The sequence below is a fragment of the Archangium sp. genome, assembly GCF_036277355.1.
GTDB lineage: Bacteria > Myxococcota > Myxococcia > Myxococcales > Myxococcaceae > Archangium.
Window position 1 is genome coordinate 1 of sequence record NZ_DASUNC010000110.1, and the last position, 19,463, is coordinate 19,463.

The 19,463-nt window shown below is 71.0% G+C and carries 17 protein-coding genes; 7 read left to right on the plus strand and 10 right to left on the minus strand.

What is annotated here, in order from left to right:
* A partial coding sequence (locus VFZ09_RS28570; protein WP_414640755.1) for a serine/threonine protein kinase occupies window positions 1-1,246 on the plus strand: 1,246 nt, incomplete at its 5' end.
* 91 nt (window positions 1,247-1,337) lie between these two features.
* Entirely contained in the window at window positions 1,338-2,276 is a 939-nt protein-coding gene (locus VFZ09_RS28575; RefSeq protein WP_329730855.1) for a DUF2381 family protein, read from the plus strand.
* Window positions 2,277-2,305: 29 nt separating this feature from the next.
* Here the strand turns inward: VFZ09_RS28575 and VFZ09_RS28580 are convergent, their stop codons facing one another.
* Window positions 2,306-2,698 carry a hypothetical protein gene (locus tag VFZ09_RS28580; RefSeq protein WP_329730856.1) on the minus strand — a complete coding sequence of 131 codons (393 nt, stop codon included), beginning with the start codon at window positions 2,696-2,698 and terminating at the stop codon, window positions 2,306-2,308.
* Between the two features lie 44 nt (window positions 2,699-2,742).
* The gene (locus VFZ09_RS28585; protein WP_329730857.1) at window positions 2,743-4,362 is read right to left on the minus strand and encodes a hypothetical protein; all 1,620 of its coding nucleotides are present in this window, start codon (window positions 4,360-4,362) and stop codon (window positions 2,743-2,745) included.
* A gap of 303 nt (window positions 4,363-4,665) precedes the next feature.
* On the opposite strand from VFZ09_RS28585, the gene cutA reads away from it, so the two are divergent.
* Together cutA and VFZ09_RS28595 are read left to right on the plus strand one after the other, a co-directional pair.
* On the plus strand, window positions 4,666-4,986 hold the full coding sequence (cutA, locus tag VFZ09_RS28590; protein ID WP_329730858.1) for a divalent-cation tolerance protein CutA: 321 nt from the start codon (window positions 4,666-4,668) through the stop codon (window positions 4,984-4,986).
* A 200-nt stretch (window positions 4,987-5,186) separates the two neighbouring features.
* Window positions 5,187-7,190, plus strand: coding sequence for a S9 family peptidase (locus tag VFZ09_RS28595; protein WP_329730859.1), 2,004 nt, complete (start codon window positions 5,187-5,189; stop codon window positions 7,188-7,190).
* Between the two features lie 48 nt (window positions 7,191-7,238).
* Here the strand turns inward: VFZ09_RS28595 and VFZ09_RS28600 are convergent, their stop codons facing one another.
* The 3 genes from VFZ09_RS28600 to VFZ09_RS28610 all read right to left on the minus strand — a co-directional run bounded on the left by VFZ09_RS28600 (window position 7,239) and on the right by VFZ09_RS28610 (window position 9,566).
* Window positions 7,239-8,018, minus strand: a complete 780-nt coding sequence (locus tag VFZ09_RS28600) for a hypothetical protein (RefSeq protein WP_329730860.1) — start codon at window positions 8,016-8,018, stop codon at window positions 7,239-7,241.
* Window positions 8,019-8,031: 13 nt separating this feature from the next.
* Window positions 8,032-8,946, minus strand: a complete 915-nt coding sequence (locus VFZ09_RS28605) for a hypothetical protein (RefSeq protein ID WP_329730861.1) — start codon at window positions 8,944-8,946, stop codon at window positions 8,032-8,034.
* A 191-nt stretch (window positions 8,947-9,137) separates the two neighbouring features.
* Window positions 9,138-9,566, minus strand: a complete 429-nt coding sequence (locus VFZ09_RS28610; protein WP_329730862.1) for a GAF domain-containing protein — start codon at window positions 9,564-9,566, stop codon at window positions 9,138-9,140.
* 261 nt (window positions 9,567-9,827) lie between these two features.
* On the opposite strand from VFZ09_RS28610, the gene VFZ09_RS28615 reads away from it, so the two are divergent.
* The gene (locus VFZ09_RS28615) at window positions 9,828-10,811 is read left to right on the plus strand and encodes a TerC/Alx family metal homeostasis membrane protein (protein ID WP_329730863.1); all 984 of its coding nucleotides are present in this window, start codon (window positions 9,828-9,830) and stop codon (window positions 10,809-10,811) included.
* 70 nt (window positions 10,812-10,881) lie between these two features.
* Here VFZ09_RS28615 and VFZ09_RS28620 read toward each other — a convergent pair whose 3' ends face one another.
* The 5 genes from VFZ09_RS28620 to VFZ09_RS28640 form a co-directional block, all read right to left on the minus strand.
* On the minus strand, window positions 10,882-13,527 hold the full coding sequence (locus tag VFZ09_RS28620) for an ATP-dependent Clp protease ATP-binding subunit (RefSeq protein WP_414640756.1): 2,646 nt from the start codon (window positions 13,525-13,527) through the stop codon (window positions 10,882-10,884).
* A 588-nt stretch (window positions 13,528-14,115) separates the two neighbouring features.
* Entirely contained in the window at window positions 14,116-14,616 is a 501-nt protein-coding gene (locus VFZ09_RS28625) for a DUF6496 domain-containing protein (protein ID WP_329730865.1), read from the minus strand.
* 69 nt (window positions 14,617-14,685) lie between these two features.
* Complete coding sequence (locus tag VFZ09_RS28630; protein ID WP_329730866.1) at window positions 14,686-15,588, minus strand: hypothetical protein; 903 nt, start codon at window positions 15,586-15,588, stop codon at window positions 14,686-14,688.
* Window positions 15,569-15,955 (minus strand): response regulator, encoded by a 387-nt coding sequence (locus VFZ09_RS28635; protein WP_329730867.1) that lies wholly within the window; start codon window positions 15,953-15,955, stop codon window positions 15,569-15,571. The genes VFZ09_RS28630 and VFZ09_RS28635 overlap by 20 nt, the downstream gene beginning before the upstream one ends.
* A gap of 154 nt (window positions 15,956-16,109) precedes the next feature.
* On the minus strand, window positions 16,110-16,463 hold the full coding sequence (locus VFZ09_RS28640) for a hypothetical protein (protein WP_329730868.1): 354 nt from the start codon (window positions 16,461-16,463) through the stop codon (window positions 16,110-16,112).
* Between the two features lie 261 nt (window positions 16,464-16,724).
* Here VFZ09_RS28640 and VFZ09_RS28645 point away from each other — a divergent pair, with 261 nt between their 5' ends.
* Window positions 16,725-17,156 (plus strand): MerC domain-containing protein, encoded by a 432-nt coding sequence (locus tag VFZ09_RS28645; protein ID WP_329730869.1) that lies wholly within the window; start codon window positions 16,725-16,727, stop codon window positions 17,154-17,156.
* 99 nt (window positions 17,157-17,255) lie between these two features.
* A complete protein-coding gene (locus VFZ09_RS28650) occupies window positions 17,256-19,220 on the plus strand; it encodes a permease (RefSeq protein ID WP_329730870.1) in 1,965 nt (654 codons plus the stop codon).
* The last annotated feature ends 243 nt before the right edge of the window (window positions 19,221-19,463 follow it).

Below are 19,463 nucleotides of genomic sequence, written 5' to 3' on the forward strand. Positions count from 1 at the left end.
CCTGGTGCGCCAGAAGACGGGCGAGGCGGTGCTGGTGGACTTCGGGGTGGCCTGGCACCCGGCCTGCCCCACGCTGACGAAGGGGATGTTTCCTCCGGGCACGCTGCCCTACCGGGCGCCGGAGGCGTGGGCGTATGGCCGGGCCCACGCGGGCGAGCCGGGCGCGCACTACCGGGCGGGGCCGGGAGATGACCTGTACGCGCTGGGGGTGGTGCTCTACCGGGTGCTGACGGGGCGCTTCCCCTTCCTGCCGGCCGAGCATGGGGGCGAGGACGTGGAGGCGGTGCTGCACCGGGCGCCCCTGCCGCCGCACGTGCTCAACCCGCGCGTGCCCCGGGCGGTGGAGGCGGTGTGCCTGCGGCTGCTGGCCAAGACGCCCGAGGCGCGCTACCCGGGCGCCGTGGCGTTGTGCGAGGCGCTGGAGGAGTTGAGGGCGCGCACGGATGTGGACTGGACGCAGGTGCCGCGCCCCGGGCCGCGGCCCCGGGTGAAGCCGTGGGGGCGCCGGGGCCGGGGGCTGGCGGCACTGGGGGTGGGGTTGGCCGTGGTGCTGGGGGCCTGGTGGCTCGGCTCCCGCCAGGAAGTGGCACCCGGAGCGCCCGCGCCGCACCCTGTGCGGGCCGTGGCCGCGCCTCGTTCCGAGGCGCCCCGAAAGGACAGTGCCCCCATGCAACAGCAACCCCTGAAGACACCCGGTGCTCCGCCGGAAACCGCTCCCCCGCGCCGCAAGGCCGCCGTGCGCACCGCGTGCCTGGGCCTCACCGGCGCCGCCCTCCAGGCCTGCCTGGGTGCCTCGCAGCAGGTGCCGTCCGAGCGCCCGCCGCCGCCGCCGCGGGCGTGTCCCGCGGGAGCCGTGGAGACCATGACGGCCACGCTCGGCCTGCGCCTCGGGGAATTCTTCAGCATGGACTGGAGCGCCGTGCGCGGCAGGTCCGTGGAGGTGTCCGAGGCCGCCTCCCTGCGCGTGGCGGGTGACTGGGAGACGAACAGGGACACGTGGGGCCGGGGCGACAAGGTGGCGCTGCCGGACCAGACCCGCGTCTCCGGGACGCTCTACGTCCACGAGGGGCGGGTGTACGGCCGCTTCACCGAGGCGCGCACGCCCCTGGGCGTGGTGTACCCGGTGTGCATGGAGTTGATGGATACGGATGGCAACGTCGGCCTGGAGTTCCAGCCCGGCAGCGGGCCGGGGAGGATGATGGTGGACCCCGTCGTGCGGCTGCGGGTGGTGGACCGTTTCAAGTAGGGGGCATCCGCGAAGTGGGACGGACACGACCGGGCAGGAGGTGTGGTAGAGCCCCACCCCTCCGGTTTCGTCCTCGTGAGGTGCCCGCCCCATGCCCGTGCTCTCCGCCGCCGCCCTGCTGCGGCTCGTGCTGCTCGCCGCGCCCCTGGAGTCCCCCACTCCCACCACCTCCTTTGACTGTGAGGCGGGCTCGCGCCACCTGGAGCTGAGCGCGGACACTCCCGGCGAGGCACTCGCGGTGTGCGTCCACCCGGGGCTCTCCACCAGCTTCTTCTTCGACGCGAAGCTGGCGCGGGTGGAGTTGGCCAGGCGGGAGTGGTTCCGGGTGATGCAGGGCGAGACGGGCCTGGCGCTCGTGCCCACGGTGGCACTGGGAGAGGGGGAGCGCGTGCCGCTGACGGTGTACTTCCAGGACGGCGCGGCCCCGGTGAGTGTCCGCTTCACCCTGGTGGTGCACCCCTCCGAGGCCGCGCGGCAGGTGGAGGTGACGCGCCAGCCGCGCTCGCTCGAGTCCTACCGGGAGGGCGAGGGGCAGGCGCGGGCGGAAGTGCAACAGTGCCGGGAGGACAAGGCGCGCCTGGAGGCGGAGTGCGGCGGGCAGCGGGGACTGCTGGGCCTGCGCGCCCAGGGGCTGCTGGGAGCGGGCGGCATCGTCAGCAAGAACCTCATGAAGAGCGTCACCTCGCGCCGGGGCAACACCCTCGAGTCCACGGAGGCCCGCAGCTACCGCGCCGACACCCCACGCCTGGAGAACGGGCACAAGGTGGTGCGGCTGGCCGTGGAGCAGCAACTACGCAACCACGGGAGCACGCCCTGGACTCCTGCCGGAGCGGTGCTGGTGGGGAAGAACGGAGAGGAGTGGAAGGTGCTGGGCGTGTGGCCGCTGGAGCCCATTGCGCCAGGCAAGAAGCTCCAGGTCCTGGTGGAGGTGGAGCTGACGGAGGAGGCGGCGCGCGGAACCTTCACGCTGAAGCTGTGGAGCCAGGAGAGCGGCACGGCGGAGTTCTTCGACGGGGTGACGTTCCCGTAGCCGGCGGCCCTCGCCACGGCGCACGGTGCTCAGATGATGTCGTTGGGCAGGTAGACGCGGTGGTCAGGGGGCAGTTGGCCCGAGCCCGCCAGCTTCAGGTACTCCTCGGTGCTGCGCACGGTGGCAATCACCTCGGGCACGCCATTGCGCGTCACCATCACCGCGCCAATGGTCCCCGGTTCCGCGTGGAAGATGGCCCAGAACGCCGCCCGCTCCTCGGGTGTCGGCTCCGCACGGATGCGCTGGACGATCATCACCACCAATCCGGCGGGTCCCATCGCAATCAACGCCAGGCCCGGCCAGTCTATCCTTCCCGAACGACCCCTGCTGACACTCCGGTAGAGAAGAGCACCCGACGTAGCCGCAAAGATGAACAGCCACGCCAGCAAGCCCAGCAGCCACAGGGGGAAGGGGTTCTTCACGGTGGTCTTCCTCACATGTCACCCTCCTCTCTGCGTCTACCCACTCACGGGCCGTCGAGGTTGCGTCGGACGCCCTGCTCCACCTGCTCGCCGGTCAGCGCGTCCACGAGATAATACCCGCCAAAGCCGATGATGAATCCCACGACGTTTCCCAGCAGGGGGACCTCCGAGCCCCAGATGGCTCCCACCACACCCGCCGCAACAGCGGAACTCAGACTGCCAGAAACAAAGGCCCGCGTGCCTGTCGCGACATAGTCTGTACGACCGTGCTCCTCGTCATCGAACGCGAGTGAGGCGATGGCGAAGACCGGTGCGGCCAGCGCTCCTCCAGCGAAACCACCCACTGCTCGACCCGTACCTGCCGACAGATGGACGTTGACGCCCCGTCTGACGAGTTGATGCGACACGGTACTGCCTGCGTTGGCCGTCACGAGATTCTGGGTGGCTCCACCTACCAAGCCTGACACTCCACCCGCCGCGGCGGCCTTCCCGAGTCTTGGTGCGACGGCGGGCTCTTGATCATTGAATATTTCATAGAGAAGCCAACCACCTTCACAAGCCACGGAAACCACGGCGCCCCCCGCCGCGCCACGCGCGCCCGTGATACCCGCGGCCACGGCGTTGCCGCGCACGCCTCCCCCATGGCGCGCCACCAGCAGCAACTCGGGGAAGACCCAGCGCTCGATTTCCGCGGCCGTCATGTGCGGGTTGGCCACGGCCACCTGCCGCCGGAAGCGCTCGAGTTGCACCAGATGGGGACTGGTGAGGCCATTGCCCTGCACGCGGCTGGCCAGCTTCTCCCTCACGGCCCAGAGCGCGGCCTCCACCTCCCGCCGCACCTCGGGCGAAGTCGTCGTGCCCCGGCGCGTGTTCTCCAGGTTCTGGTAGGCACGGTACACCGTGCCGCCGATGCGCACCGGCTCCAGCTCCAGCAGCTTGTCCGCCACCTCCCGGTAGGACTGCTTGCGGTAGGTGGCCGGGTCCCGCAGCACGGCCCGGAACGGCTCCACATGGTCCTCGTTCACCAGCAGGTAGCCATGGCGCAGCATCAGCGTCCGGCCCTCGGCCGCCGGAACCTGCGGGTACAAGGCCGCCCGCGCCCGCTCCCAGGTGCCAGGCCGCAGGCCCACCATGTCCCTCAGTCCGCTCAGGTACGTCTCGAACGCGTCCCCCCGGCTGTCCGCCGCGCGCACGCTCGTCTTCACCGACTTGAGCCGTCCCCGGGCGTCGCGCAGGTCGAAGATGGGGTGGTTGTAGCGCACGGCGTTGAGGTCCTGCTGGGGAAGCATGCCGGCGTGCCGGGCCGACAGTTCGCCGAGGGTGCCGCGCCAGTCGCCGCGCGAGAGCGTGCTGGTGCCCAGCTCCCGGGAGAAGGGGCCCGGGGCATGTCTGTCGAAGGCGGGCAGCGCGTGCAGGCTGGAGAGGTAGCCCGAGAGCGCCGAGGCCGGCACCGTGGGGATGCAGTGGTTGCACAGCGCCTGCTCGAGCTGGGCCCGGGTGAGCACGTCGCCACAGGCGTCCTCGCGCTGGCCGGGCCCGGCCTGGACGACGGCCAGCGCCGCCCCGTGGGGGACGAGCTGGAAGGCCTCGCCGGAAATGGGCAGGGGCGGAGCCTTGCCGGGCCGCCCCGGCTTCGGGCCCAGGTGCCTCTTCGGCGGCGTCATGTGCACTCCTCCCGGAGCTTCTCCCGTCTCACGGCCACGGCCGCCGGAGCATAGCCGGACGGCACGGGCCGGGCTTGCCGTCCCCGGGGGCCGTCGTCGCCCACCTGCTCCCGACGAGAGCCCAGGGCCCGAGCCTTCCTCACCCTTGCCAATGGTAGACGTCTACCATTGAAGGGGTATATTTCAACACACCAACACACCCGAGTGGTAGACGTCTACCACTCGAGCCCGCACCGCCTCAGGGTGCCAGCTGGTCAGGGGGCAGTTGGCCCGAGCGCGCCAGCTCCAGGTATGAGTGCACCCATGACCGATGCCATCCTCGTCATGGTGACCGCGCCCACGGCCGACAAGGCGGCGGAGCTCGCCCGCGTGCTGGTGGAGGAGGGACTGGCGGCCTGCGGCAACGTGGTGCCCGGCCTGCGCTCCATCTACCGCTGGGAGGGGAAGGTGCACGATGAGCCGGAGGCGCTGCTCCTCCTCAAGACGCGCGCCACGCACTTCGAGGCCCTGCGCGAGCGCGTGGTGCAGATGCACCCCTACCAGTGCCCGGAGGTGCTGCGGCTGGACGTGGCGGACGGCCACGCGCCGTACCTCCAGTGGATTCGCGACAACGTGCGCCCGTAGTCCCGCGCGGCCCCGGGGGGCTCTGGGCGGAACTTTCCGGCCCGGGCGGCCGGGCCCGGGGGGGGCGGTGATCGACGCCGGGTGCGCGAAATGCGACACTTCCCCACGCAAACGGCTCCGCCCCCCCGGCACGGCCCGTTGGGCCGGGGTGGTAGAAACAGGGCCGTTCTCCTCACGCGTACCCACGGAAAGGCCTGCTCATGACGCTCGCAAGTCGGGAGGCTCCCTACGGCTCATGGAAGTCCCCCATCACCGCCGGCATGATCGCCCCCCAGACGTTGTCGCTGGGCGAGGTGGCCGTGGATGGCGATGACGTGTACTGGCTGGAGGTGCGCCCCAGCGAGCGGGGACGGCACGCCATCGTCCGGCGCTCGGTGGACGGGGCGCTCACGGACGTGCTGCCCCCGGCGGGAGAGGGCCGGGTGGCCTACAGCTCGCAGAGCCTGGTGTACGGGCATGGCGGCGGCTCGTTCGCGGTGTCCGAGGGGCTGGTCATCTTCGTCAACCACGCGAGCACCGGGCTGCACGTGGATCAACGGCTGTACCGGGTGAATCCGGGCCGCACGCCGGTGCCGCTCACGGCGGACACGGGCGGCAAGCACCGCTTCGGGGACCTGGTGATGGACCGGACGCGCAACCGGGTGGTGTGCGTGCGCGAGGACTGGCGCAACCTCAAGGACGGGCATCCGAAGGCCGCGCTGGTGGCGGTGGACCTGGATGGGCAGAGGCAGACGGTGCTGGCGGAGGGGCGGGACTTCTACTCCTCGCCCACGCTGAGCCCCAATGGCCGGCGCATGGCGTGGCTGGCGTGGGACTACCCGTGCATGCCGTGGGACGGGTGCGAGCTGTGGGTGGCGGACGTGGACGAGCTGGGCGTGCCGCACCACCCGAGGCTGGTGGCGGGCGGCACCACGGAGTCCATCTTCCAGCCCGAGTGGAGCCCGCAGGGCGAGCTGTACTTCGTGAGCGACCGGAACAACTGGTGGAACCTGTACCGGTTGCAGGGGCGCAGCGTGGTGCCGGTGCTGGAGCGCAAGGCGGAGTTCGGCGCGGCGCAGTGGCAGCTGGGCATGTCCACGTATGCCTTCATCTCGCCGAGGCACGTGGTGTGTGCCTTCAACGAGCAGGGCCAGTGGAAGCTGGGGCGGCTGGACGTGGTGCTGGGGCAGTTCGCGGAGCTGGCCACGCCGTTCACGGACGTGTCGCAGGTGCGCGGAGGCTTCGCCACGGCGTACTTCGTGGGCGGAGGGCCGGAGCAGCCGGCGAGCGTGGTGCGGCTGGACATGGAGTCGGGCAGGCCGCAGGTGCTCAAGGCGTCCACGCGGATGCCCGAGGAGCTGGTGCCCTACCTGTCGCGCTGCGAGCCGCTGCACTTCCCCACCACGGAGCTGGGCGAGGCGCATGCCTGGTACTACCCGCCCACGAATCCGGACCACGTGGCGCCCGCGGGCGAGAAGCCGCCGCTGCTCATCATGAGCCACGGAGGCCCCACGGCCTCGGCGTCGACGAAGCTGGATTGGAGCATCCAGTACTTCACGAGCCGGGGCTTCGCGGTGGTGGACGTGAACTACCGGGGCAGCACGGGGTATGGGCGCGAGTACCGGCTGTCGCTGTATGGCAACTGGGGCGTGATGGACGTGGATGACTGTGCCAACGCGGCGCTGCGGCTGGTGCAGGAGGGCAAGGTGGACGCGCGGCGGCTGGTGGCGCGAGGCGGAGGCACGGGCGGGTACACGACGCTGTCGCTGCTGGCGTTCCGGGACATCCTGCGCTGCGGCACGAGCGCCAGCGCGGTGGCGAACCTGGAGACGCTGGTGGAGCACGCGGAGAAGTTCGAGGCGCACTACATGGACCAGGTGCTGGGGCCGCAGCCGGAGTCGCGGCAGCTGTTGCAGGACCGCTCGCCGTGCCTGCACCTGGACAACATCAAGCGCAGCCCGGTGCTCTTCATCCAGGCGAGGCTGGATGGGCAGACGACGCAGCGGGAGACGGAGGAGATGATGGGCAAGCTGCGCGCCAACGGGGTGGCGACGGCGATGCTGCCGGTGGACGGCGAGCCGTATGGCCCGCGCATCACCACGGACACGAAGAAGGCGCTGGAGGCCGAGCTGGCCTTCTACTCGCAGGTGATGGGCCTGAAGCTGGCGGAGCCGCTGGAGCCGGTGGCGCTCGAGCCGGCCCTCCCCGAGGGTCCGCGCCGCTAGGAAGCGGGAGTCACGAGCCGCCGGGCGGCAGTCCAGCCGCGGCGGCCATCAGGGCTCCGAGAGCAGCCTGTCCCACTGATACAGCAACTGCGTCACGCGGATGGGGGACGCCGCGGAGATACGCTCGAAGGATTCGGCGTCGAGAGTGGGGAGCCGCTCACGCCAGAAGGCGATGTCGGTCACGGTCTCCGGGTGCTGGAGCTGTTCCGCGAACGGGAAGACCCGCGGCAGGCACCTGAGAATGACCTCCTCGCAGTCCTCGCGGTTGGCGTTGGCCATGCGAGCAGCCGCGACTTCCAGGCGGGTGCGCACGGAGTCTCCCCCTTCGGGACACCAGCCCTCCAGGACCCAGTCCAGGGCACGGCCCAGGAGCCCACTCAGGTCCAGAACGACGCCGGGCTCCTTGTAGTGGTAGCGCGCCGTCTCCAGCGTCGCCCACGAGCGCAGCACCGCCTGGATGCGCAGGGAGGTGCGTTCGGCGCTCTCGGGGGGCTTCTCGGCGGTGGCGTAGTACAGCGCGCCCCAGGCGGTCTCGCGGAAGAACACCTCGTAGTGCTCCTCCGCCTGTCTCCAGTCGCCATGCTCCAGGGCCTCGCACAGACTCATCTCCACGTCCGAGAGCTGGTACAGACGCCACGCCGGAAGGTGCTGCTGGAAGTCCGAGCCGCCATGGAGGCTCACCACGTCACCGGGCGCGAGCTCGACCCTCTCTCGCGGCAGCGTGAAGGAGCCACTCTTCAGGTACTGCCGGGCACAGCGACGCCCCTCGGCCGCGGCCTTGCGCTGGGTCTCGCTCCGTGAACCGTGCAGGAAGGAAGGAAGTTGCATGCGGGCAAACCCACTACATGCCACCAGCGGCCGGCCGCACCGGAGTGGCGCTGGGGGGAGGCTTGCTGGGAAAGGGGAGCACCTTGCCACCTGGAGATGGGGGGGCCTGGGTTGGCTGACCAGCCCTTGGGGATGACGCTCCACTCCCCGAGGAGGTCGAGGAGAAGATCAGCACGGCCGCTGTCCCGATGAAATCGATGGCGACTCCGACGGCGCCGCTGAAGCTGGCGAGCCGTTCGCGCCGCTCCACCATGTCTTCCACGGCCTGACCCACCCATCCTCCATACTGCTTCAACTCCTCTCCGGAAATCTCGAGCCACTGCTGCGCTTGATACGCCGCGGTAACGGAGTCGAGACGCTCCCGGCTCCTGGTCCAACGATACAAGGTGACACCGGGCGTGGTGGTTCTCCACTCCAACCGCCAGATGTGCACCCCTCGATCGAACTGGACGAGGACTTCCCCCTGGAAATCCCTTCCCCCGGAGAACCGTGCCGCTGGCGTCGCAATCCGGTTCAGCGTCGCGAGGTACGCGCCCACCTGCTGGAGACCCTCCTGGAGACCTCGCTCATGGCAGGGTTTGATCTCGAAGACGCTCCACATCGTCAGGTCCATGATGTCGGGACGCAGCTTGCGCTCGGCCTCGGAGAGAAGAGTCCAATCTCCGAGCCGCTCCGTGCGAATGACATTCAGGAGGGTCTCTTTGTTGTGGAAGGTCCTCCGGGTAGGGTAGCGAACCTTGTACATGTACGCGATGAGCCGATGCGACGCATTGCCGAGGAAGAACTCCCAAGGCATCTGTGAGTCGGGGTTGCGTCCGGGGACCTTGTAGCCCCGCTCCACGGGACCGTCCGTGCCTCGGCAGTCGAGGAGGCTGGAGACATCCCGGGCTTCCGGCGGAGCCGCGGCAGAAGCTCCAGCGAGGAGCATGACGAGTACGAAGCCCACCGGCTGGCAATGTCCGCGCCTGCGTGGGTGGTGCGCGGCGACGGGTATGGGCTCAGGACGGTGGCACATGTCGCATCCTCAGCTGTTCGCACTCGACCCGCGAGTTTCCTTCGAGCTGACCTTCTACTCGCGGGTGATGGACCTGTCGCTGACGGAAGCCGCTGGGGCGGGAGTCACGGGCCGCCGGGCGGCAGTCCAGCCGCGGCGGCCATCAGGGCTCGCATCGTCTCCGCGGGCAGGTCTCCCTCGTGGAGGAAGGCGATGCCCACCACCGCGCGCACCTCTCCGGCCGCGTCGAACACCGGCAGGGCCACCGACGCGCGCACGGGCACCCGGCGAGCCCCTGGATGCACGCGGCCGCTCTCGTCCGTCTGGAGGTTGCAGGTCTGCACCGGCTCGCGGGTGGACAGGGCGAGGCCCGCCATCCCCTTGCCGCGAGGCACCGTGCGCACGGCTTCCACCACCGGCGGCGGGATGTTGTGCGCGGCCACCAGCTCCAGGACCTCGCCGCGCCGCACGTGGATGGTGCCGGCCATGCCCTCCCGCGCGGAGGCGAAGGACTCCAACCAGGACTGGTACGGCGTCGTTGCGGCTCCATCCATAGGATGCTCCGGGGGGCGGCGAAGGCAGCCACGAACTGTAGAGAGGGCGGGCGAACAGGCGCCATGCTCGTCGCACGGTGTGCGGCCTCCGCGCGGAGGAAGCGCACACGGGATGACAAAACGGGAGGAACCCTGGTTGTTGCTGGGGCCCTGCATTGTCAGCTTCCCCACACGGCCCCGTGCTCGGGGCCGGGAGGTGTGCATGGCTCATCCATCCGGCAGCCTGGCCAACACGGGTCCCCGCCCGCCGGAGGTCCGCCCATGAATCCGGAGCGGATCGCCCCCTGGGAGTGGGGCATCTTCGGAGTCATCGTGGTGGCGATGATCCTCGTCGACCTGCTGGCCCATCGGTCCAAGCGCGGGGAGACGAAGAAGGCGGCCTATCTCTGGAGTGCCATGTGGATCGCCGTGGGCCTGGCCTTCGGCCTCTTCGTCTGGGCCAGGCACGGAGGCACCACCGCCCAGGAGTACCTGGGCGCCTATCTCATCGAGAAGAGCCTCAGCCTGGACAACCTGTTCGTCTTCCTCGTCATCTTCGCCAGCCTGAGCGTGCCGGAGAACAAACAGCGGGGCGTGCTCTTCTGGGGCATCTTCGGCGCCCTCGTGTTCCGGGGCCTGTTCATCTTCCTGGGCCTGGAGGCCCTCACCCGCTGGCACTGGGTGGTCTACATCTTCGGTGCCATCCTGCTCGTCGCGGCCTGGCGCGTGGCCCGCCGCCATCCCTCCGAGGAGTCCTCGGGCAACAACAAGGTGGTGGCCTGGCTCGAGAAGCGCCTGCCCGTGACCTCGGAGTACGAGGGCAAGCAGTTCTTCAAGCACGTGGACGGCAAGTGGCAGGCCACTCCCCTCCTCATCGCGCTGATCGCCATCGAGCTGTCCGATGTGGCCTTCGCCATCGACTCGGTGCCGGCGGCGCTGTCCGTGAGCCACAATCTGTTCGTCGTCTACACGTCCAACGTCTTCGCCATTCTCGGGTTGCGCGCGCTGTACATCGCCCTGGCCAAGACGGTGCACGAGCTGCGCTACCTGCACTGGGGACTGGCCGCCGTGCTCGCCTTCGCCGGATTGAAGATGATCCTGTCCGATTGGGTCCACGTCACCCCGCTGGTCTCGGTGGCCATCATCGTGACGTGTATCGGTATCTCGGTGGGGGTGAGCGTGCGCGCGCGCAGGCGGGACACACGGAAGGCCATGGTGAGAGAAGAGCGGCCCCGGGGTGGACGGCACGAAGAGGTCCACGCTTGAGCCTCCAGTCCCTCTCCCTCCGGGAGAGGGGAAATTGGGGGCACTGGAGGAAATGGGGGGAAATGGGGGCTCAGTGCACCGGTGCTTCCTGCACGGCGGCCCGTCCCTCGATTCCGAAGGTGAACCGCCCGTCCACGAAGTCCACGACCAGCCGGTCTCCCTCGTGCACGGCCCCTCGCAGCAGCATCCGGCTGAGCTCCGTCTCCAGCTCTCGCTGGATGACCCTCCTCAGCGGCCGGGCACCGAACTTCGGGTCGAACCCGCGCCGTGCCAGCTCGTCCTTCGCCGCCTCCCGCACTTCCAACAGGATGTTCTGCCCGTGCAGCTTGCGCCGCGTGGACGCCAGCATCGCGTCCACGATGCGGTTGAGCTGCTCGCGGTCCAGCGCGTGGAAGACGATGATCTCATCGATGCGGTTGAGGAACTCCGGCCGGAAGTGCTGGCGCAGCGCGTCCATCACCGTCGAGGCCACGCGCTCGTCCTCCAGGCTCACCCCGCCCTCCGAGGGCCGCTGGAATCCCAGCGCTCCCTTTCGCAGACCCAGCTGCTCGGCCCCCAGGTTGGACGTCATGAGGATGACGGTGTTCTTGAAGTCCACCGTGCGCCCGTGTGAATCGGTGAGCCGCCCGTCGTCCAATATCTGCAACAGCAGGTTGAAGACATCCGGGTGGGCCTTCTCGATCTCATCGAAGAGCAGCACCGAGTAGGGCCGCCGCCGCACGGACTCGGTGAGGCGGCCGGCCTCCTCGTAGCCCACGTACCCCGGAGGCGCGCCCACGAGCCGGCTCACCGTGTGCCGCTCCATGTACTCGGACATGTCGAAGCGCAGCATCGCGCTCTCGTCGTTGAACAGGTAATCGGCGAGCGCCCGTGCCGTCTCCGTCTTTCCCACCCCCGTGGGCCCCAGGAAGATGAACGAGCCGATGGGCCGCCCCGGATCCTTCAGCCCCGCGCGGGCCCGGCGCACCGCCTCGGAGATGGCGCGCAGGGCCTCCTCCTGGCCCACCACGCGCTGGCGCAATGACTGCTCCATCTCCAGCAGCCGCTGCGACTCCTCCTGTTGCAGCTTCTTCGCCGGAATCCCCGTCCACTCACTCACCACCGTGGCGATCGCCTCCGGCGGGACGATGGGCTCGGCCAGGCCCCGGGCCTGCTGCCACTGCGTGCGCAGCCCGTCCACCTCCGCGCGCAGCGCCTCCAGCTCGCCCTTCAGCCGCGAGGCCTCCTCGTAGCGCTCGCCCGCCACCGCGGCTTCCTTGTCCTTCTCCTTCTGCGCCAGCCGCTCCTCCAGCACCTTCATCCGGCCCGGCTCGGTGTGCGCTCCCAGCCGCACCATCGCCGCCGCCTCGTCGAGCAGATCGATCGCCTTGTCCGGCAGGAAGCGGTCGCTGATGTACTTGTCGGAGAGCTCCACCGCGGCGGTGAGCGCGGCGTCGGTGATCTTCACCCGGTGGTGGGCCTCGTACGAGTCGCGCAGGCCCCGGAGGATTTCAATGGCCTGCTCGGGGGTGGGCTCGGCCACCATCACCGGCTGGAAGCGGCGCTCCAGGGCGGCGTCCTTCTCGATGTGCTTGCGGTGCTCGTCGAGCGTGGTGGCGCCCAGGCACTGGAGCTCGCCCCGCGCCAGGGAGGGCTTGAGCATGTTGGCCGCATCCATCGAGCCCTCGCCCGCCCCCGCCCCGACGAGGGTGTGCACCTCGTCGATGAAGAGGATGACCTTGCCCTTGAGGGCGCGAATCTCGTCCATCAGCCCCTTGAAGCGCTCCTCGAACTCACCGCGGAACTTCGAGCCGCCGATGACGCTCGCCAGGTCCAGCGAGAGCACCTTCTTGTCCTTGAGCACATCGGGCACCTCGCCCGACACAATCCGCTGGGCCAGGCCCTCGGCGATGGCCGTCTTGCCCACGCCCGGCTCGCCGATGAGCACCGGGTTGTTCTTCGTCTTGCGGCTGAGGATGCGGATGCAGCGGGCGATCTCCTTCTCGCGGCCGATGATGGGATCCAACTCGCCCGCCTTCGCCAGCGCGGTGAGGTCCCGCGTGAAGCGGGTGAGGTTCGGTGGAAGCGCGTCCGTGCCCCGTCCACTCGCGGCGCTGGCCGGCACCGCGGGCGCCTTCAACAACTGCCGCAGCTCGTCCGCGTCGATGTCGGAGAGGAACTGGGCGGCGAAGCTCTCGCCCTCGGCCATGAGGGCCAGCAGCAGGTGCTCGGGGCCGATGAAGGTGTGCCCCATCTGCGCCGCCTGGAGCCGGGCCAGTTGCAGCACGCGCTTCATCCCCGAGGACAACCCCACCCCCTCGGCGCGGCGGGGCGCCCGGCGCTCCATCACATGCTCCAGCCGGGCCTCGTACTCGGCCACGTCCGTCCCCTCCATCTCCAGCGCCACGCGGATGTCCGGGACCTTGTGGATGAGCGCCAGCAACAGGTGCTCGGTGCGGATGCGCTCATAACCCCACTCCAGCGTCAGCCGCGCCGCGTGCTCCAGCACCTGCTGCGCCAGCTCCGACATCTGCGCGAGGATGTTCTCCCGCCGCGCGCGCGGCCCCATCATCTGCGCGAACAGGCTCTCCAACGAGCCGGAGGGCAGGGAACCCGGCTCCACGTTCATGGCACTCGCGCAGTGGTTGCACAGGCCCAGGGTGTCCTCCCGCCCCTCGCCCGACTGCTGCTTGAAGAACACCACCGCGGGCCTCGCCCGGCAGTTCTCACACAGCATCATCCGCCTCCTGCGCGCACCTCCAGGCAAGCTAGGAACGCGGCCGGGGAGAACCCAATCGGTCAGCGGAACACCCGCGGGCAGGCGGCCGAGCCCCTCCCCGCCCGTTCACGCACCCGGGGGCGATGCGTGCCCTGCCTTCGCGAATGAAGCTGGTGGGGGACGGCGGGCCCGCCCCGAAGAGTGCCCCGCCAGGCCCTCAGGGCCCGCCGTCCCGCGCGGTGCCCTGCAAGAGAGCCAGCCGCTCTCGAAGCAGGGCCTCGCGCGGGTACCAGCGCAGCAACGACTCGTAGGCCTGGAGCGCCTCGCGCGTCCGGCCTCGAGCCGCGGCGCGTCGAAGGCGGGCCCGTGCGCGGTGAGCAGGTACGCCAGGCGCACCCCGAGCGCCACGGCGAGGACGAGCGCCCACGCCGGCATCCGGGCCCGCGGTGCGTCCAGGCGCGAGCCCGGAGCGGGAGACACGGGGGGGGCGGGAGGCGTCGTGCGTCGCGGGGAGCGGGCCATGGGGGGCGAGCGCCACGAAAGCAGAACCGGCGCCCCGGGAAAAGGAGGGCCGGCCCGTGGGCTCACCGCCGGAGGCGCACGCGGCTACTTCGTCGTGCGAGAGGAGGAGCGGCTCCGGGACGTGGACGAACCCTTGCGGGCGGTGCCCTTGCGCGAGGCCGTCTTCGCGCGGCCGGTGCGGCCCGCGGCGGCGGTGCGGCCTCCCGTCTTGGTGCCCCGGGTGGTGGTGCGCTTGCGTGCCGGGGTGCTCTTGCGCGCGGTGGCGCGCTCGCGTCCGGTGGTGGAGCGGCGGGAGGTCTTCGTGCCGCTCAGCTCCCCCTCCTCCTGTCCCAGGCGGTACGCGCTCCGGGCGCTCTGGCGCGTCTTGCGCGAGGCCTGGCCGGCGGAGGGAGGCTTCAGGTCCACACCGGCCCGGCGCGCCTTGGAGAGGCCGATGGCGATGGCCTGCTGGCGGGACTCGGGCCCGTGCTTGCCCTCCTTCATGTGGTGCATCTCCTCGCGGACGAACTCACTGGCCTGCGTCGTGGGCTTCTTGCCCGTGCGCTTCGCCTGACGCGCGCGTTGGAGGGTCTGTTTCTCCGGCATCGGATGTCCCTTTCGTGTGGGTGCCGAGCGGAAAAGTGGGGATGGGTGGCGGGGTTGACAAGGGGCGGCTCAATGACGCCGCCGCTCGAGCTCCCGCGCCAAGTCCTCCTCCAGGTGACGCAGCATGGCATCGGCGTCGAAGGACTCATCGCCCTCGCGCCACACCAGCAGCGGATCCACGCTGCCCAGGCGCTGGGTGAGGGAGCGTATCCGGTGCACGGCCCGCTCCATGGCGGCGAGGGTGGGCTCGCTCTCGGGACTGCGCTGGCGCAGCAGGGCGATGCTCAGCTCCAGCGTCTGCAGCGGGGTGTTGGTGGCGTCGCGCACCGCGAGGAAGAGCCGGGCCAGCCGCTCCAGGGCCTCGGCCTCGGCGCGCACCTCCCGCAGCTTCAGCTCGATGGTGTGGCTGCGCACCCGGTAGGCCAGCATGGTCAGCGCCACGCCCCCGTAGATGAGGGTGACCCAGGGCTCCCACGGCGAGCGCACCCCCGGGTGGCTCCCGAGCCCCAGCGCGAACCAGAGCACCCCCGCCTCCAGGGCGAAGGCGGCGATCAGCCCTCCTCCCAGCCACAGCCCGGTGGGGGCGAGCACGCCAATGGCCAACATCACCAGCCGGTGGCCCGTCATGGGCACCCAGATGAGCCCCGAGCCGGTCATGAAGGACTCGGCCAGGGCGAAGATGGGCAGGAAGGGCAGCACCCCGCCCACGAAGCCGCCGTTGATCAGCGCCGGGGTGAGGCGGCGCCGGCGCGCGAACAGGAGCCCCAGCACCCCCAGGACCCAGAGCACATGCAGCGCGCGCAGCACCGGCAGCAGGAGGGCGCCACGGAACACCCGGTAGTCGATGAAGACGTAGGCCAGCTCCGTGAAGGCGACCAGGAGGTTGCCGAAGAAGGCGCCCCGCCAGCCCCGGCCGAGCAGTTCCTCCTCCACCACCCCGAGCGCGCGCAGCCTAGAGCGTTCCGGTCCCATGGGAACCGCCCTTCACCAGCGCCAGGAGGACATTCGACTCGATGGGCTTGGAGACGACCTGGGCGTTCGTCAGCTCCAGGGCCTCGCGCACCAGCGGGTGGGAGCGGGCGTGGCCGGTGAGGAAGACGGTCCGCCCGGTGAAGCCGTTCTCCTTCAACCAGCGGTACGCATCCAGCCCGCTGGGCACCCCCGCTCCGAGGTTGATGTCCAGCAGGGCCAGCCCGCACCCGAGCGCCTCGACGCGCTTGCGCTGGACCTCCTCCAGCGAGCCGGCGCTCACACACGCCTGCGCGCCGGACAGCGAGAGCAGCTCGCAGAGGATGGTCCGCAAGTCCGCATCGTCCTCGATTACGAGCACCCTTGACACGTCCCGCCCTCCACGCAGGCTGGAGCCCGGAGCGTGCGGCGCCCCGGGACTCGTCACAAGCGGACGCTAGGACATGCAACGATTTTAGGACAGGCCCCTTGATGGGGGCGCCCGGGGAGCGGGGGGTTCCGCCCTTCCGCGGGGAAGCGGCGGCTCAGGCCACCACGCGCAGGGCGCCGTGGTCGTCGCAGTGCGTGCCGTGCGGGTGGTGCAGGTGGCCGCCCACCAGGTAGTCCACGTGGTCGCCGTGCGGCACCGCCTCGTGGCCGCACTGGGCCCCGTGCTGGTGGTCCTTCGCGTGGTCGGCGCAGGCGTGCGCCGGCGTGCACTGCGCGGGGTTCGCCGTGTTCGCCTCGATGCGGCACTCGTTGTACCGCGGGCCCTCCGCGCGGTGCAGGTGGCCCTCGTGCAGGTAGTCCACGTGGTCACCGTGCTGCACGGCCTTGTGGCCGCAGCCGGTGGAGTGCTGGTGATCGTGCGAGGCGTGGTGGTGGGTACCGTGGCTCATGGCTGTTCTTCCCTTCAGGTGGTGTGACGTTCCTGGTCCCCCCAGCGGGCCGGACCTGGAGTGAAGCTACCGGCACTCGCCCGGTACGAACATCTTCCACGCAACGGAGCCCGCGCTTTTCCGCTCGGGAAAGCGGGCCTCCCCACGAATCCCGGGATGAGATTTCCTGTTTTGCTTTTGTAACGGGGATACATCTGATTCGTGGAGGCGCGAGCAGCACGGTTGCCGCGGCCCTTCACCCTCATCTAAGAACCCGGACCCATGATGCGCGAGACACTGGCACGAGTGGACGAGGGCGCCCTCCGGGCCGGACGCTGGGATGCGTGGGGCCAGGCGCTGTCGGTGCTGTGCATGGCCCACTGCGCGCTGCTGCCGCTGGCGTTGGGCGCGCTGCCCGCGGTGCTGAGCCAGTCGCTGGAGGAGGCCCCCCTCCACCTCGCCGTGCTGCCGCTGGCGGCCGTCCTCGGCGGGGTCAGCTTCGTGCCGGGCTTCCGCCAACACCGGGACTGGCGCGTGCTCGCCCTGGGCACCGCGGGACTGGCCCTGCTGGGGCTCGCCCAGACGGTGCTCCCCGAGGGCGTGGCCGAGACGGCGATGACGCTGGCGGGCGGCACCACCCTGGTGGTGGCGCACGGGCTCAACCGCCGCCGCTGCCGGGACTGCTGCCCGGTGGCGCTCCCCCGGAGCCCCTGAGCCCGGCCTCCCCGCCGCCGGCCCCATTGCCATCGTATTGCAGATACAACGGCGGGGAGTTAGTGTCGCGGCTCTGTCCCGAATTGCGAGGATATCCCGATGACGCTTCCCCTGAGTCTGGCGGCGTGGGTGTTGGCCCCCCTGGTGGAGTGGTGTGTGAGGGGAAGGCGGACGGCCACGGCGGCGCTGGAGGGGCTCGTCCTCGTGGCGCTGGGCGGCATGGTGCTGGTGCACATCCTCCCGCACGGCCTGGCGCTGGCGGGGATGGGAGCGCTGGGCGCCGCGGGGGTGGGCCTGGGCCTGGCGCTGGCGCTGGGGCGGCGGCTGCCCGCGACGGCCGGGCCGGTGCTGGCGGTGGTGGGGCTGGCGGTGCACGCGGCGCTGGAGGGGCGGGCGCTGTCCCTGCACGGCGCCGGGAGTGGCTCGCTCGCCCTGGCCGCGGTGGTGCTGCACCGGTTGCCGCTGGGCCTGGGCCTGTGGTGGCTCGTCCGCCCGGTGGTGGGCACGCCAGGCGCGAGCGCGCTGCTGGGGGCCGTGGCGCTCGTCGGAGGCGCGGGCCTGGGTTGGGGGGGCCTGGTGCTCGAGCCCGGGCCGCTCCAGGCGGCCGCGCTCGTCCAGTCCTTCAGCGCGGGCGCCTTCCTCCCGGCCCTCTTCCGGGGACGCGCGGGCGGCGCGCAGGAGCCCGGGCAGCGGCTCGCCGCGGGGCTGGGGGCCGTCGCGGCCGTGGCGCTGCTGGTGCTCGTCTCGCACGCGCACCCGGTGCTGGGCGCGCAGCCCGGAGAGCTCGGCGCGGGCACCACCTTCCTCCACCTGTCGCTGGAGACGGCGCCCGCGCTGCTGGCCGCCTACGTCCTCACCGGTGTCCTCCAGGCCTTCCTCGGCGAGGCCTCGCTGGCCTGGCTCAAGCGGGGCGCCTCGCTGTCGCAGGCCCTGCGCGGCACCGTGGTGGGCCTGCCCCTCGCGCTGTGCTCGTGCGGGGTGCTGCCCGTGTACCGCGGCCTCATCCGCAAGGGCGTCCCCCTCGCCGCCGCGCTGTCCTTCCTGGTGGCCGCGCCGGAGCTCGGCGTGAGCGCCTTCCTCGTCTCGGTGCCGCTGATTGGCTGGCCCCTCACGCTGGCGCGCCTGGGCGGCGCCTTCACCGTGGCCGTGCTCTCCGGCGTCCTCGTGAGCCGGTTGATTCCCGCCTCCCAGGTGGCCGCCATGACGTCCCCGGCGGCGGCGGGCCCCCCCCCGCCCCTGCGCCAGCGGCTGGCCCACGGGCTGCGCGAGGGGCTCGTCGAGTCGGTGGACCACACGGCCCCGTGGATTCTCGTGGGCCTGGGCATGGCGGCCCTGGTGGAGCCGCTGCTGGCGGCCGAGTGGCTCTCGCGCCTGCCGCCGGGCCTGGACGTGCCCCTCTTCGCGCTGCTGGGCGTGCCCAGCTTCGTGTGCGCCTCGGGGGCCACGCCGCTGGTGGCGGTGCTGCTGCACAAGGGCCTGTCTCCGGGCGCCGCGCTCGCCTTCCTCATCACCGGCCCCGCCACCAACGTCACCACCTTCGCGGTGATGGCCCGGCTGCATGGGCGCAAGGTGACGCTGGCCTTCGGCGCGTCGGTGGCCGTCACGTCCGTGGCCCTCGGCCTGGCGCTCAACGCGCTCCTCCCCGCGCAGACGGGACTCGCCCACGTCCCGCGGCACGCGGAGCACGAGGGCCCGTGGGAGTGGGCGGGGCTGGTGCTGCTGGGGGCGCTCTTCCTCGCCTCGCTCTTGCGGCAGGGCCCGCGCGGCTTCCTCACGCAGCTGCTGCCCGGCGCGGACTCCGGCGAGGGCGCCGTCCCCACCGGCGACACGCTCTCCCAGTTGCACGTGCACGGGCCCGCGTGCGGCCACGGCCCCGGCCATGCCCATCCCACACCTGGGACACGTCCATCCCTTGTCCTGACTTCCCGGGCCCACGTCCACGGTCCTGGCTGCACGCACGGGCACGCCGGGCCCGGTGCGCCCGTCCCGCTCCTCGTGCTTCCCCAGGCCCATGTCCACGGGCCCGCCTGTGAGCACGGGAAGCGCTGCACCCACGGCTCCTGACGGACGCGCCGCTCGCCCCGGGCCCGGCGGGCTCCCGGTGGACAGCAGGGCCGCTCCCTGTTACCGGGAGTTCAATGCAACCGTACTTCACCTACAATCCCGTTGCACCATGGCCCCCAGCACTACGCATTCTCCCGTACGTGAAGGGGGGAGCGCGCGGAATGCCGGGGCCGCCCGGCCGTTCCCCCACCGGCCGGAACTCGCGAAAATGCACGCGGCGCCACCTCATGCGTAGCAAGTGAG